The organism is Kitasatospora sp. HPM-01-4 (assembly GCF_051374625.1).
Lineage (GTDB): Bacteria > Actinomycetota > Actinomycetes > Streptomycetales > Streptomycetaceae > Kitasatospora.
This window is the reverse complement of record NZ_JBPQGP010000005.1, coordinates 5718859-5732216: the sequence shown is the minus strand read 5'-3', so window position 1 is coordinate 5732216 and position 13358 is coordinate 5718859. Positions and strand designations below refer to the sequence as shown.

Genomic DNA, 13358 nt, shown 5'->3' with positions numbered 1-13358 from the left:
GATTTGTAGTGATCAGTAGTGGTGGAAGAGATGGAACATGGGTCAGGACCGCGCCTTCCGACGGTTGCCGACCCACTGGCCGGCGATCGTCAGCACCACCGCGGCGATGAACATCGCGGTACCGATCACGTTGACCTGCACCGGGATACCGCGCTGGGAGGCGCCCCAGACGAACATCGGGAAAGTGACCGTGGTCGGGCCCGAGTTGAACTGGGTGATGATGAAGTCGTCGAAGGAGAGCGCGAAGCTGAGCAGCGCGCCGGCCGCGATACCGGGGGCGGCGAGCGGCAGGGTGATCTTCAGGAAGGTCTGGGTCGGAGTGGCGTAGAGGTCCTGGGCGGCCTGCTCCAGCCGGGGGTCCATGGACATCACACGTGCCTTGACCGCGGTGACCACGAAGCTGAGGCAGAACATGATGTGCGCGATCAGGATGGTCAGGAAGCCGAACTGGATCCGCATGTTGAGGAAGAGCGTGCCCAGCGAGGCGGCCATCACCACCTCGGGCATGGCCATCGGCAGGAAGATCAGCGCGGTGGTGGCGGCCCGGCCTCGGAAGCGGTAGCGGGCCAGGGCGAAGGCGACCATGGTGCCGAGCACGGTGGCGCCGATGGTGGCCAGCGTCGCGATCTGCAGGCTCAGCGAGAGCGAGCCGCACATATCGGCGACGTCGCACGGGTGGGTCCAGGCGTCGGTGGAGAACTGCGACCACTCGTAGTTGAACTTGCCGGCGGGCTTGTTGAACGAGAAGGCGAAGACCACCAGGTTGGGCAGCACCAGGTAGGCGAGGGCGAGGATGCCGGCCAGCACCACCAGGTGCTCGCGGATCCACTTGAAGACTCGGGACATCAGACCAGCTCCTCCGTCCCGGCCTTGCGCATGTAGACGGTCACCATGCCCAGGATCAGGGCCATCAGAATGAAGCTCAGGGCGGCGGCGCTCGGGTAGTCGAGCACGTTCAGGAACTGCTTCTGGATCCCGTTGCCGACCATCTGCTCGCTCGGCGAGCCGAGCAGCTGGGCGTTGATGTAGTCGCCGGAGGCCGGGATGAAGGTGAGCAGCGTGCCCGCCACCACACCGGGCAGCGAGATCGGGAAGGTGACCTTGCGGAAGGTGGTGAACGGCCGCGCGTACAGGTCGCCCGCGGCCTCGTGCAGCCGGGGGTCGATCCGCTCCAGCGAGGTGTAGAGCGGCAGGATCATGAACGGCAGGAAGTTGTAGGTCAGACCGCAGACCACGGCGAGCGGGGTGGCGAGCACCCGGTGGCCGGAGGTCAGGCCGACGGCGTCGGTGAGGCTCAGCAGATGCAGGCTGTTGAGCGCGCCCACCACGGGGCCGCTGTCCGAGAGGATGGTCTTCCAGGCCAGGGTGCGGATCAGGAAGCTGGTGAAGAACGGCGCGATCACCAGGATCAGGATGACGTTCCGCCAGCGCCGGTTGGCCTTGAAGGCGATGGTGTACGCGAGGGGGTAGCCGATCGCCAGGCAGAGCACGGTGGCGATGGCCGCGTAGCTGAACGAGCGGACGAAGTGCCACTTGTACTCGTTCAGGGCGTCCCAGTAGGTGGCGAAGTGCCAGGTCAGCTTGAAGCCCTGCTCCAGCGAACCGGTCTGCAGCGAGGTGGACGCCTGGTAGAGCAGCGGCACGGCGAAGAAGACCACCAGCCAGGCGATACCGGGGAGCAGCAGCCAGTAGGCGGTGAGCCTGCGGCGCTTTCCGGGCGCGTCGGGGAGGGGTATCACCTGGGGCGGTGCGGCCTCGGTGGTGGTGGTCACGCCGTCTCCTCCCCGGTGCCCGCGTCGATCGCCTGGGAGGCGTCGAGGCCGAAGGAGTGGGCGGGGTTCCAGTGCAGGACGACGGGGGCGCCGGGGGTGATCCGGCTGTCGCGCTCCATGTTCTGCTCGAAGACGGCGATCTCCTGGCCGGCCTCGGAGCGGACCACGTACTGGGTGGAGACGCCGATGAAGCTGGAGTCGGACACCGTGCCGGTGATCTTGTTCCGGCCCTCGGGGACGGTCTCGTCGGCGTGCGAGATGGTGATCTTCTCCGGGCGCACGCCCAGGTGGATCCGGGTGGCTTCGGTGGAGCAGCGGGCCTTGGGCACGGCGAGCCGGACCCCGGCGGCGCTGAGCAGCAGGTCCTCGCCGCTGCGGCCGGTGACCTCGGCGGGGATCAGGTTGGACTGGCCGAGGAAGTTGGCCACGAAGGTGGTGGCGGGGTTCTCGTAGAGCTCGGCGGGGGCACCGAGCTGCTCGACCCGGCCGCCGTTCATCACCGCGATGGTGTCGGCCATGGTCATGGCCTCCTCCTGGTCGTGGGTGACGTGGACGAAGGTGATGCCGACCTCGGTCTGGATCCGCTTGAGCTCCAGCTGCATCTGGCGGCGCAGCTTGAGGTCGAGGGCGCCGAGCGGCTCGTCCAGCAGCAGCACCTGGGGGTGGTTGATCAGTGCGCGGGCGACCGCGACGCGCTGCTGCTGGCCGCCGGAGAGCTGGTGCGGCTTGCGCCGGGCCAGCGGTCCGAGCTCGACCAGGTCGAGCATCTCCTCGACCTGCTTCCTGACCTCCTTCTTGCCGCGACGGCGCAGGCCGAAGGCGACGTTCTCGAAGATGTCGAGGTGCGGGAAGAGCGCGTAGCTCTGGAAGACGGTGTTCACCGGGCGCTTGTAGGGCGGCAGTGCGGTGACGTCCTGCCCGCCGATCACGACGGTGCCGGTCGTGGGCTCCTCCAGACCGGCGATCATCCGCAGGGTGGTGGTCTTGCCGCAGCCGGAGGCACCGAGCAGGGCGAAGAAGGAGCCCTGGGGCACCGTGAGGTCCAGGGGATGGACGGCGGTGAAGTCGCCGTAGGTCTTGCCTATGCCGGTGAGGCGGACGTCACCGCCGGCCGAAGCCGCGTCGCGCAGCTGCTCAGTCGTCATGGTGTCTCTCTGTCAGGTGCCGTACTACAGGTGCAGGGGCCGATGTGGGGGTCGGGCGCCGATCGGTTCGGCGCCGATCGGCATGGAGAACTTGCCCCGGAGTCCGTCTCCTCCGCCTCGGAGAGGGTACGGAATGCGTGGACCTTGGTGGCCGTCTCCAGGGGTGGGACGATCAGTGGGTTCTCGGCGACGTCGGGGGCGAGCCTGGCGGGCTCGTCCTTGGTGCCGGCGACCGGGGACACGTGGTTGATCCCTGCCGTGAGTTCGGCTGCGATCTTCTGCTGATAGTAGAAGTCGATCAGCAGTTCGATGTTCTTCTCGTGCCGAGCCCTGGCGGGGATCGGCAGGTAGCCGGTCGAGGCGGCACACCCCTGCTCGGGAATGACGAACTCGGTGCCGGTTCCGTCCGCCCGGAGCCGGATCAGCTCGCCGCCCCGGGCCGGGCAGGCGGCGATGTCCCCGGAGGACAGCTGCCGACCGTAGTCGTTTCCGGTGAACTCGCGGATCCGCCTGCCGTCCACGCCCCTGAGCGGCCGGGTCATCTGTCTCCGAAGACCGTGCGGTGCCAGTCCTTGCGGGCCACCGCCGTGGTGTCGTACATGACGTGCTTGACCTGGGTGTACTCGTCCAGGGAGTACTGCGACATGTCCTTGCCGTAGCCGGAGGACTTGTAGCCGCCGTGCGGCATCTCGCTGAGGATCGGGATGTGGTCGTTCACCCAGACGCAGCCGGCCGCGATCTCCCGGGTGGCGCGCAGCGCACGGTGGACGTTTCCGGTCCAGGCGGAGGCGGCGAGCCCGTACGGGGTGTCATTGGCCAGCCGCAGCCCCTCCTCGTCGCTGTCGAAGGGCAGCACCACCAGCACCGGGCCGAAGATCTCGCCCTGGACCACCTCGCTGTCCTGGGCGGTACCGGTGATCAGGGTGGGCGGGTAGTACGCGCCGAGGGTCAGGTCCGTGCCGTCGTGCCCCTTGTCCAGGGCCCGTCCGCCGGTCACGACGGTGGCGCCCTGGGAGCGGGCACGCTCGACGAAGCCCGCCACCCGGTCCCGATGGGTGTACGAGACCAGCGGGCCGAGGTCGGTCTGCGGGTTCAGCGGGTCGCCCAGACGGATCGTCTCGAACAGCTCGGCGACACCCGCCACGAAGGCCTGGTACAGCGGGCGCTGGACGTAGGCGCGGGTCGCGGCGGTGCAGTCCTGGCCGCTGTTGATCAGGGCGCCGGCCACCGCGCCGTGCACCGCGGCCTGCAGGTCGGCGTCGTCGAAGACCACGAACGGGGCCTTGCCACCGAGCTCCAGGTGGGTGCGCTTGACGGTGGCGGTGGCCAGTTCGGCGACCCGCCTGCCGACCGCGGTGGAGCCGGTGAAGGAGACCATCGCCACGTCGGGGTGGGAGACCAGCCGCTCACCGGCGGTGCGCCCGGCCCCGGTGACCACGTTCACCACGCCGTCCGGAATGCCCGCCTCGGTGCACGCCTGGGCGAACATCAGCGAGGTGAGCGGGGTCAGCTCGGCTGGCTTGAGCACGATGGTGTTGCCCGCGGCGATCGCCGGGAGGATCTTCCAGGCCGCCATCTGCAGCGGGTAGTTCCAGGGGGAGACGGACCCGACCACGCCGATCGCCTCGCGCCGCACGTACGAGGTGTGGTCGCCGGAGTACTCCCCCGCCGCCTTGCCCTCCAGATTGCGGGCCGCTCCGGCGAAGAAGGACGTGTTGTCGATGGTGCCCGGCACGTCGAACTCGGTGGAGAGTTTGATCGGCTTGCCGGTCTGAGCGGTCTCCACCCGGGCGAACTCCTCGGCCCGCCCGGCCAGCACGCCCGCCAGCTTCAGCAGCGCCTGCGAACGGGCCCCGGGGGTGGCACCGGCCCACTCGGGCAGGGCGGCCTTCGCGGCGGCGACCGCCGCGTCCACGTCGGCGGCGGACGCGAGCAGGACCTCCCGCACCACACTGCCGTCGGCGGGGTTGACGACCTGGAAAGGCTCCGTGCCGGTGCCCTCGGTCAGCCGGCCCGCGATGTACTGCGCGCCCGCGCTGAGACTGGTCAGGTCCATCAGGTTCCTCCATGTGCCCGGTGATTCGACGGCCGCCCACCAGGATGCGCGATCCTGGCAGGTACCCCTGGCGTCCACAAGGGATTCCGCTGTCGCCTTCTGGTCACGCCACGGATTCGGCGGTGATGCCCGGCTTGCTCCGCTTACCGTTCCGCTGACCTTGCCCGCTGGGGCACAGAGGTGACAAGGGTCACTCCGGCAGGCCGCCCGGCAACGGCCTTACAACATGCAAGGCCGACAGAACGTCCGGTCGATGGATGATTTTCCTGACACCCTGACCACTCTGGAGGTCCGCGATGCTCCCCACCGTCGCCCGAGTACTCGACCTGGACGTGATGCGGCGCGGTCTGCCCGAGGTGGTGGCCGGCGCGGCCCAGCTGGAGCGCCCGGTGCGCTGGGTGCACGTCAGCGAGCTGCCCGACGTGGCCGGCATGCTCCAGGGCGGTGAGCTGGTGCTGACCACCGGCATCGCACTGCCCGAGGACCGCGACGGGCTCGCCAGGTACGTCCGGGAGCTGGACGAGGTCGGGGTCGCCGGGCTGGTCATCGAGTTCGGCCGGCGCTACTTCGACACCCTGCCGCGCGCCCTGGTGCACGCCGCCGAGCAGCGCGGACTGCCGCTGGTCGCGCTCCGCCGCGAGCTGCGCTTCGTCGCCGTCACCGAGGCGGTGCACGCCCTGGTGGTCAACGCCCAGCTGGAGCAGCTGCGCACCTCGGAGGCGGTCCACCAGGTCTTCAACGAACTGGCCGTCGAGGGCGCCGAACCGGCCGAGGTGGTCCGCCAGGTGGCCCGGATGGCCGGCCGTCCGGTGGTGCTGGAGAACCTGGCGCACCAGGTGCTCACCCATGACCCGGCCGGCCGCTCGGAGAGCGAGCTGCTGGAGGGCTGGGAGCACCGCTCGCGCGGGGTCGGCCCGCAGGGCCGCACCGGCTACGACCCGCGCAGCGGCTGGCTGGTCACCGCGGTCGGGGCGCGCGGCCAGGACTGGGGCCGGCTGGTGCTGGTCGAGGAGCCCGTACCGCTGCCCGTCGGCACCCCTCATCCGCACGCGATGCTGCTGGAGCGCGGCGCCGCCACCCTGGCCCTGAACCGGTTGGTGGTCCGCGACCGGGAGAGCCTGGAGCGGCAGACCCACCGCACCCTGCTCTCCGGCATCCTCACCCACTCGCTGACCGTCTCCGAGGTGGCCCTGCGAGCCCAGGCGCTGGGCGTGCCGCTGGAGAGCCGCCGACTGGTCGGGGTGGTGCTGCGCCGGCGCAGCGGACCGATCCCGGCCGCCCTGGAGGCCCAGGCCAGACTGCGCGACTTCACCGAGCTGGCCGCCGGCGCGATCCGTACCTGCCGGCTGACCGCCCTGGTCGGCGCGCTGGACGACGAGGGCGTCGGCGTGCTGATCGCGCTCGGCTCACAGCAGGACGAGCACACCGCGCTGGACTCCTTCGCCACCGCGCTGCGCCGGCTGGTGGCCGAGAGCTCCCGGGACGCCTCGGCCCCCGCACCCGAGCCGGTGATAGCCGTGGGCTCCTCGGTGGGCTCGGTCCGGGACGCCCGGCGCACCTTGCTGGAGGCCACCCAGGTCGCCGACGCCGCTCTCCACGACGGCAGCCGGACCTCCTCCTACTACCGTCTGCCGGACGTGCGGCTGCGCGGTCTGCTCCACCTGCTGCGCGACGACGCCCGCCTGCAGACCTACGTCGAGCGCGAGCTGGGCCCGCTGCTCGCGTACGACGCGGAGCACGGCGGTCAGCTGGTGCGGATGCTGCGGATCTACCTGGACCAGGGCCGCAACAAGTCGGCGGCCGCCGATGCGGCGCACCTGTCCCGGCCGTCCTTCTACGACCGGCTGCACAAGGTGGAGCGCATCCTGGGCGTCGACCTCGACCAGGTGGAGTCCTGCCTCTCCCTGCACGTCGCGCTGCTCGCGCTGGACGCGGTGCGGCGCTGACGGCCGCTCAGACGCCCGCCACCTTGCCCCAGACCTGGTGGAGGCCCGGCCGCTCGTCGGCCTTGACGTCCCGCATGGTGTGCAGCTTGCGCCGGATCTCGTCGGTCGGGAAGATCAGCGGCTCGTCGGCGAGCGCCGCGGTGTCCTGGTCATCGCTCTGGGCCAGCACCTCTCGCGCGGCCGGGACCGGGCAGATGTACTGCACGAACGCGGCCAGCTTCGCGGCCACCTCGGGCTGGTAGTAGTAGTCGATCAAGAGCTCGGCGTTCTGCTTGTGCTCGGCCTTGTTCGGGATCATCAGGCTCTCGGCCCAGAGCTCCGCGCCCTCCTCGGGCACCACGAACTCGATGTCCGGGTTGTCCGCCTTCAGCTGGATCGCGTCCCCCGAGTACGCCTGGCAGGCTATCGCCGCGCCGGAGGCCAGGTCACTGGTGTAGTCGTTGCCGGTGAACCGGCGTATCTGCTTGCGGTCCACCATCTTCTGCACCAGGTCCATCGCCTTGTGGGCGTCGTCGGCGGTGAACCTGGTGATGTCGGTGCCCTGGGAGAGCATCAGCAGGCCCAGTGCCTCGTCCATCCCGGAGAACAGCGTGACCCGGCCCTTAAGGTCCGGCGCCCACAGGTCGGCGGTGGACTTGATCTCCCGGCCCAGCGCCTTGCGGTTGTAGGCGATACCGGTGATGCCCGACTGCCACGGCACGCTGCTCTTCCGCCCGGGATCGAAGGCGGGGTTCCGCAGCTGCGGGTCCAGGTACTTGGTGACGTTCGGCATCCGGCCCCGGTCCATCGTCTGCACCCAGCCGAGGTTGACGTAGCGTCCGGCCATCCAGTCGCTGATCACCATCAGGTCCCGGCCCGGATTGCCGCCCTGGGCCAGCACCGGGCTGATCTTGCCGAAGAACTCGTCGTTGTCGTTGATGTCCTCGGTGTAGGTGACCGCGATGCCGGTCCGCCTGGTGAACTCCTCCAGGGTGGGCCGGTGACCTGCCTTGTCGACGTCGATGTACTGCGTCCAGTTGGAGAAGGTCAGCGTCCTGTCCCGCTCCGAGCGGTCCGGCGTCGAGCGCCGCTCCTCCGGTACGTACGCGGCGGGGATGCCGCAGCCCGACAGCGCGGCCGCGCCGAACAGACCGGTGGCACCGAGGACGGCGCGGCGGGACATGGTTGAGCGCATGGCGTACTCCTGGGCAGAGAACGTGGGGAGGAGGGCGGGGCAGGGGACGGCCCCGGGCCATGGGGGTGCCCGGGGCCGCGTCGGTACGCAGTCGTCAGACGGTGTACGCGTCGGTCAGCGTGAGCGCCTCGTCAAGGATCGCCAGACCGGACCTGGCCTCCTCCTCGGTGATGGTGCACGGCGGAACCACGTGGAAGCGGTTCATGTTGACGAAGGGCCACAGGCCCTGCTTCTTGCAGGCGGCGGCCAGCTCGGCCATCGGCGCGTTGTCGGCACCGGCGGCGTTGTACGGCACCAGCGGCTCGCGGGTCTCGCGGTTCCTCACCAGATCGAGCGCCCAGAAGACACCGAGGCCGCGCACCTCGCCGACCGACGGGTGGCGCTCGGCCAGCTCGCGCAGGCCGGGGCCGAGCACATTCTCCCCGATGTGCCTGGCGTTCTCGACAATGCCCTCCTCGGCCATCACCTCGATGGTCGCGACGGCGGAGGCACAGGCCAGCGGGTGTCCCGAGTAGGTGAGCCCGCCGGGGAAGGGCCGCTCGGCGAAGGTGGCCGCGATCTCGGCGGAGATCGCCACCCCGCCCAGCGGGACGTACCCGGAGTTCACGCCCTTGGCGAAGGTCATCAGATCGGGCACCACACCCCAGTGGTCGGCGGCGAACCACTCACCGGTCCGGCCGAAGCCCGCCATCACCTCGTCCAGGATGAAGACGATCCCGTACCGGTCGCAGATCTCCCGCACCCCGGCCAGGTAGCCGGCCGGAGGGACGAGGATGCCCGCCGTGCCGACCACGGTCTCCAGGATGATCGCGGCCACCGTGCCCGGGCCCTCGAAGGCGATCGTCTGCTCCAGGTGGGCCAGCGCGCGCTCGCACTCCTGCGCCTCGTTCTCGGCGTGGAAGTTGGAGCGGTACGGGTACGGACCCCAGAAGTGCACGATGCCCGACACCCCGGTCTCGCTGGCCCAGCGGCGGGGGTCGCCGGTCAGCGCGATCGCGTTGGCGGTGGCGCCGTGGTACGAGCGGTAGGCGGAGAGCACCTTGTGCCGGCCGGTGTGCAGCCGGGCCAGCCGGATGGCGTTCTCCACCGCCTCGGCGCCGCCGTTGGTGAAGAAGATCTTGTCGAGGTCGCCCGGGGTGCGCTCGGCGATCAGCCGGGCCGCCTCGCTGCGCGACTCCACCGCGAAGCCGGGCGCGATGGTGCAGAGCTTCGCCGCCTGCTCCTGGATCGCGGCGACCACCTTCGGGTGCTGGTGCCCGATGTTGGTGTTCACCAGCTGCGAGGAGAAGTCGAGGTAGCGGTTCCCGTCGTAGTCCCAGAAGTACGAGCCCTCGGCACCGGCCACCGCGAGGGGGTCGATCAGTGCCTGGGCGGACCACGAGTGGAAGACGTGCGCGCGGTCGGCGGCCTTGACGGCCTGCCCGGCGGCAGGGTCAGCGGTGGGGATGCTCATGGCGCAAGCGTAGGGAATCGCTCCGCAGGCCTGCAGTTGCATCGTGTCAGACGGTTCTCCCCTGTGGCGACAGCCTGACAGGCCCAGGGCCCGGGCCGTACGAACGGCCCGGGCCCTGGGCCGCGGATGGGATCGGGCGGCAGGGCCCGATCGGTGGGGACCTGCTAGATCGCGGTCATCACGTGCTTCACGCGGGTGTAGTCCTCGAAGCCGTACGAGGACAGGTCCTTGCCGTAGCCGGACTTCTTGAACCCGCCGTGCGGCATCTCGGCGACCAGCGGGATGTGGGTGTTGATCCAGACGCAGCCGAAGTCCAGGCGGCGGGACATCCGCATGGCGCGGGCGTGGTCCTTGGTCCAGACCGAGGAGGCGAGCGCGTACTCCACGCCGTTGGCGTACTCGACGGCCTGGTCCTCGTCGGTGAACTTCTGCACGGTGATGACCGGGCCGAAGACCTCGTGCTGGATGATCTCGTCGTCCTGCTTCAGGCCGGAGACCACGGTCGGAGCGTAGAAGTAGCCGGCCTCGCCGACCCGGTGGCCACCGGCCTCGACCTTGGCGTGCGCGGGCAGCCGCTCGATGAAGCCGGAGATCTGCTTCAGCTGGTTGGCGTTGTTCAGCGGGCCGTACAGCACGTCCTCGTCGTCGATGCCGCCGGTCTTGGTGTCGGCGGCGGCCTTGGCGAGCGCCTCGACGAAGGCGTCGTGGATGGACTCGTGCACCAGCACCCGGGTGGCGGCGGTGCAGTCCTGGCCGGCGTTGAAGAAGCCGGCCACCGAGATGCCCTCGACGGCCTCGGCGATGTCGGCGTCCTCGAAGACCACGACCGGGGCCTTGCCGCCCAGCTCCAGGTGCACCCGCTTGACGTCCTTGGACGCCGACTCGGCGACCTGGATGCCTGCCCGGACCGAGCCGGTGATGGAGGCCATCGCGGGGGTCCTGTGCTCGACCATCAGCTTGCCGGTCTCGCGGTCGCCGCAGAGCACGTTGAAGACGCCGGCCGGGAGCTCCAGCTCCTTGAGCACGCCGCCGATGATCTCGGCCAGCAGCACGGTGGAGGCCGGGGTGGTGTCCGAGGGCTTGAGGACCACGGTGTTGCCCGCGGCGATCGCCGGGGCGAACTTCCAGACGGCCATCATCATCGGGTAGTTCCACGGCGCGACCTGGGCGCAGACACCGACAGGCTCACGGCGGACGATCGAGGTCATCCCGTCCATGTACTCACCGGCGGCCTTGCCCTCCAGCAGACGGGCGGCACCGGCGAAGAAGCGGATCTGGTCCACCATCGGACCGATCTCCTCGGAGCGGGTCAGCCCGCGCGGCTTGCCGGTGTTGCGACACTCGGTGTCCACGATCTCGTCGGCACGCGCCTCGACCGCGTCGGCGATCTTCAGCAGCAGCTTCTGCCGGGTGCTCGGGGTGGCGTCGCGCCAGATCGGGAAGGCCGCGGCCGCCGAGGCCATCGCCGCGTCCACGTCCGCCGCACCGGACAGCGGAGAGGTCGCGTACACCTCGCCGGTGGTCGGGTCGATCACATCCAGCGTGCGGCCGTCGGCCGCATCGACGAACTCGCCGTTGATGTAGTTGCGCAGCGTACGAAGCTCGCTCACGGGTCTCTCCTCGGTCTGGGCCTGCGGCATTGCAGAATCCGGCGCCAGGGTACCGCTGGCGCCGAGTGGCCGGGGCCTGCGAGCCGCGTTCCACTTGTGGATGTGCGCGCCTACGCGAGCACCTGGCCAGGCTACCTCTCAGGCTGCGTTAATCGACAGGCCCCACGCGTGTATGCAACGCAATCCGCACCCATCTTTCGAAATGGCGACGAAATCAGCAGCGGATGGGCTTGCGTGACGGAAATGGATAAGGCACAGTGGCGGCGTGGCCAACCGTGACCGGAACGCCAGCGTTCCCCTCGACGCCGCCTCCAAGGCGATCATCGAGCAGCTCCAGGAGGACGGGCGCCGCCCGTACGCCGCCATCGGCAAGGCCGTCGGCCTGTCCGAGGCGGCCGTGCGGCAGCGGGTCCAGAAGCTGCTCGACCAGGGCGTGATGCAGATCGTCGCCGTGACCGACCCCCTCACCGTCGGATTCACCCGCCAGGCGATGGTCGGGATCACGGTCGAGGGTGACGTGGAACCCGTCGCCGACGCGCTGGCCGCCCTCGACGAGGTCGACTACGTGGTCTGCACCGCAGGCTCGTTCGACCTGCTGGCCGAGCTGGTGTGCGAGGACGACGAGCACCTGCTCGAAATGATCAACAAGCGCATCCGCGCCCTTCCCGGCGTGCGGAGCACCGAGAGCTTCGTTTATCTGAAGCTCCGGAAACAGACCTACACCTGGGGCACCCGATGACAGCCGACCCGGCGCAGAAGGACCTTTCCAAGACCGCCTACGACCACCTGTGGATGCACTTCACCCGCATGTCGTCGTACGAGAACTCGCCCGTTCCCACCATCGTTCGCGGTGAGGGCACCTACGTCTGGGACGACAAGGGCAAGAAGTACCTGGACGGGCTCGCCGGCCTGTTCGTCGTCCAGGCCGGTCACGGCCGCGAGGAGCTGGCCGAGACCGCTGCCCGGCAGGCCAAGGAGCTGGCCTTCTTCCCGGTGTGGAGCTACGCCCACCCGAAGGCCATCGAGCTGGCCGAGCGCCTGGCGAACTACGCTCCCGGCGACCTGAACAAGGTCTTCTTCTCCACCGGTGGCGGCGAGGCCGTCGAGACCGCCTGGAAGCTCGCCAAGCAGTACTTCAAGCTGACCGGCAAGCCGACCAAGTACAAGGTCATCTCGCGCGCGGTCGCCTACCACGGCACCCCGCAGGGCGCCCTGGCCATCACCGGTCTGCCGGGCCTGAAGGCTCCGTTCGAGCCGCTGGTGCCGGGCACCCACAAGGCCCCGAACACCAACATCTACCGCGCCCCCGAGTACCTGGAGGGCCCGGACGGCTCGGTGGACCCGGAGGCCTACGGCCGCTGGTGCGCCGACCAGGTCGAGCAGGCCATCCTGTTCGAGGGTGCGGACACCGTCGCCGCCGTCTTCGTCGAGCCGGTGCAGAACGCCGGCGGCTGCTTCCCGCCGCCGCCCGGGTACTTCCAGCGCCTGCGCGAGATCTGCGACCGCCACGACGTGCTGCTGGTCTCGGACGAGGTCATCTGCGCCTTCGGCCGCCTGGGCACCATGTTCGGCGCCGACAAGTTCGGCTACCAGCCCGACATGATCACCTGCGCCAAGGGCATGACCTCGGGCTACTCCCCGATCGGCGCCACCATCATCTCGGACCGCATCGCCGAGCCGTTCTACAAGGGCGAGAACACCTTCCTGCACGGCTACACCTTCGGTGGCCACCCGGTCTCGGCCGCGGTCGCGCTGGCCAACCTCGACATCTTCGAGCGCGAGGGCCTGAACCAGCACGTGCTCGACAACGAGTCGAAGTTCCTGGGCACCCTGGGCAAGCTCCGCGACCTGCCGATCGTCGGCGACGTCCGTGGCAACGGGTACTTCTACGGCATCGAGCTCGTGAAGGACAAGTCCACCAAGGAGTCCTTCAACGCCGAGGAGATCGAGCGCGTCCTCTACGGCTTCCTGTCGAAGGAGCTGTTCAACAACGGCCTGTACTGCCGCGCCGACGACCGCGGCGACCCGGTCATCCAGCTGGCCCCGCCGCTGATCTCCGACCAGTCGACCTTCGACGAGATCGAGCAGATCCTGCGGACCACGCTGACCGACGCCTGGGCCAAGATCTGACCCTCCGTCCGTCCGCCGAAGGGCGGCCCCACTGCCGAGTGGGGCCGCCCTTCGGCGTTTTCCGGCGGTGAA

At 69.6% G+C, this 13358-nt stretch carries 11 protein-coding genes; 3 read left to right on the top strand and 8 right to left on the bottom strand.

Annotated elements, in window-relative coordinates; genetic code table 11:
- Positions 1-42: 42 nt before the first annotated feature.
- From ACSMTC_RS24950 to ACSMTC_RS24930, 5 genes are read right to left on the bottom strand one after another with little or no spacing between them, the layout of a single operon-like run.
- Positions 43-846 carry an ABC transporter permease gene (locus ACSMTC_RS24950; RefSeq protein WP_436561945.1) on the bottom strand — a complete coding sequence of 268 codons (804 nt, stop codon included), beginning with the start codon at positions 844-846 and terminating at the stop codon, positions 43-45.
- Positions 846-1772, bottom strand: coding sequence for an ABC transporter permease (locus ACSMTC_RS24945; protein WP_436561944.1), 927 nt, complete (start codon positions 1770-1772; stop codon positions 846-848). The genes ACSMTC_RS24950 and ACSMTC_RS24945 overlap by 1 nt, the downstream gene beginning before the upstream one ends.
- The gene (locus ACSMTC_RS24940) at positions 1769-2917 is read right to left on the bottom strand and encodes an ABC transporter ATP-binding protein (RefSeq protein ID WP_436561943.1); all 1149 of its coding nucleotides are present in this window, start codon (positions 2915-2917) and stop codon (positions 1769-1771) included. Before ACSMTC_RS24940 ends, ACSMTC_RS24945 begins: the two co-directional genes overlap by 4 nt.
- On the bottom strand, positions 2914-3459 hold the full coding sequence (locus tag ACSMTC_RS24935) for a hypothetical protein (RefSeq protein WP_436561942.1): 546 nt from the start codon (positions 3457-3459) through the stop codon (positions 2914-2916). The genes ACSMTC_RS24940 and ACSMTC_RS24935 overlap by 4 nt, the downstream gene beginning before the upstream one ends.
- Positions 3456-4973, bottom strand: coding sequence for a gamma-aminobutyraldehyde dehydrogenase (locus ACSMTC_RS24930; protein ID WP_436561941.1), 1518 nt, complete (start codon positions 4971-4973; stop codon positions 3456-3458). Before ACSMTC_RS24930 ends, ACSMTC_RS24935 begins: the two co-directional genes overlap by 4 nt.
- A gap of 296 nt (positions 4974-5269) precedes the next feature.
- Between ACSMTC_RS24930 and ACSMTC_RS24925 the strand changes: the two genes are divergently transcribed.
- Positions 5270-6919, top strand: coding sequence for a PucR family transcriptional regulator (locus tag ACSMTC_RS24925; RefSeq protein ID WP_436561940.1), 1650 nt, complete (start codon positions 5270-5272; stop codon positions 6917-6919).
- A gap of 7 nt (positions 6920-6926) precedes the next feature.
- Here the strand turns inward: ACSMTC_RS24925 and ACSMTC_RS24920 are convergent, their stop codons facing one another.
- From ACSMTC_RS24920 to ACSMTC_RS24910, 3 genes are all read right to left on the bottom strand, one after another.
- Positions 6927-8081 (bottom strand): ABC transporter substrate-binding protein, encoded by a 1155-nt coding sequence (locus ACSMTC_RS24920; RefSeq protein ID WP_436564800.1) that lies wholly within the window; start codon positions 8079-8081, stop codon positions 6927-6929.
- A 106-nt stretch (positions 8082-8187) separates the two neighbouring features.
- Complete coding sequence (locus tag ACSMTC_RS24915) at positions 8188-9546, bottom strand: aspartate aminotransferase family protein (protein ID WP_436561939.1); 1359 nt, start codon at positions 9544-9546, stop codon at positions 8188-8190.
- 164 nt (positions 9547-9710) lie between these two features.
- Positions 9711-11186 carry a gamma-aminobutyraldehyde dehydrogenase gene (locus ACSMTC_RS24910; RefSeq protein ID WP_436561938.1) on the bottom strand — a complete coding sequence of 492 codons (1476 nt, stop codon included), beginning with the start codon at positions 11184-11186 and terminating at the stop codon, positions 9711-9713.
- A gap of 235 nt (positions 11187-11421) precedes the next feature.
- Here ACSMTC_RS24910 and ACSMTC_RS24905 point away from each other — a divergent pair, with 235 nt between their 5' ends.
- Together ACSMTC_RS24905 and ACSMTC_RS24900 are read left to right on the top strand one after the other, a co-directional pair.
- Positions 11422-11895, top strand: a complete 474-nt coding sequence (locus ACSMTC_RS24905; RefSeq protein ID WP_045301249.1) for an Lrp/AsnC family transcriptional regulator — start codon at positions 11422-11424, stop codon at positions 11893-11895.
- Positions 11892-13286 carry an aspartate aminotransferase family protein gene (locus tag ACSMTC_RS24900; RefSeq protein WP_436561937.1) on the top strand — a complete coding sequence of 465 codons (1395 nt, stop codon included), beginning with the start codon at positions 11892-11894 and terminating at the stop codon, positions 13284-13286. The genes ACSMTC_RS24905 and ACSMTC_RS24900 overlap by 4 nt, the downstream gene beginning before the upstream one ends.
- Positions 13287-13358 lie beyond the last annotated feature (72 nt).

Bases quoted from the DNA above. Each gene is read 5' to 3' on its own strand.
- ACSMTC_RS24920 (WP_436564800.1), bottom strand. From the start codon at position 8,081: ATGTCCCGCCGCGCCGTCCTCGGTGCCACCGGTCTGTTCGGCGCGGCC.
- ACSMTC_RS24930 (WP_436561941.1), bottom strand. From the start codon at position 4,973: ATGGACCTGACCAGTCTCAGCGCGGGCGCGCAGTACATCGCGGGCCGG.
- ACSMTC_RS24935 (WP_436561942.1), bottom strand. From the start codon at position 3,459: ATGACCCGGCCGCTCAGGGGCGTGGACGGCAGGCGGATCCGCGAGTTC.
- ACSMTC_RS24940 (WP_436561943.1), bottom strand. From the start codon at position 2,917: ATGACGACTGAGCAGCTGCGCGACGCGGCTTCGGCCGGCGGTGACGTC.
- ACSMTC_RS24915 (WP_436561939.1), bottom strand. From the start codon at position 9,546: ATGAGCATCCCCACCGCTGACCCTGCCGCCGGGCAGGCCGTCAAGGCC.
- ACSMTC_RS24925 (WP_436561940.1), top strand. From the start codon at position 5,270: ATGCTCCCCACCGTCGCCCGAGTACTCGACCTGGACGTGATGCGGCGC.
- ACSMTC_RS24910 (WP_436561938.1), bottom strand. From the start codon at position 11,186: ATGCCGCAGGCCCAGACCGAGGAGAGACCCGTGAGCGAGCTTCGTACG.
- ACSMTC_RS24950 (WP_436561945.1), bottom strand. From the start codon at position 846: ATGTCCCGAGTCTTCAAGTGGATCCGCGAGCACCTGGTGGTGCTGGCC.
- ACSMTC_RS24900 (WP_436561937.1), top strand. From the start codon at position 11,892: ATGACAGCCGACCCGGCGCAGAAGGACCTTTCCAAGACCGCCTACGAC.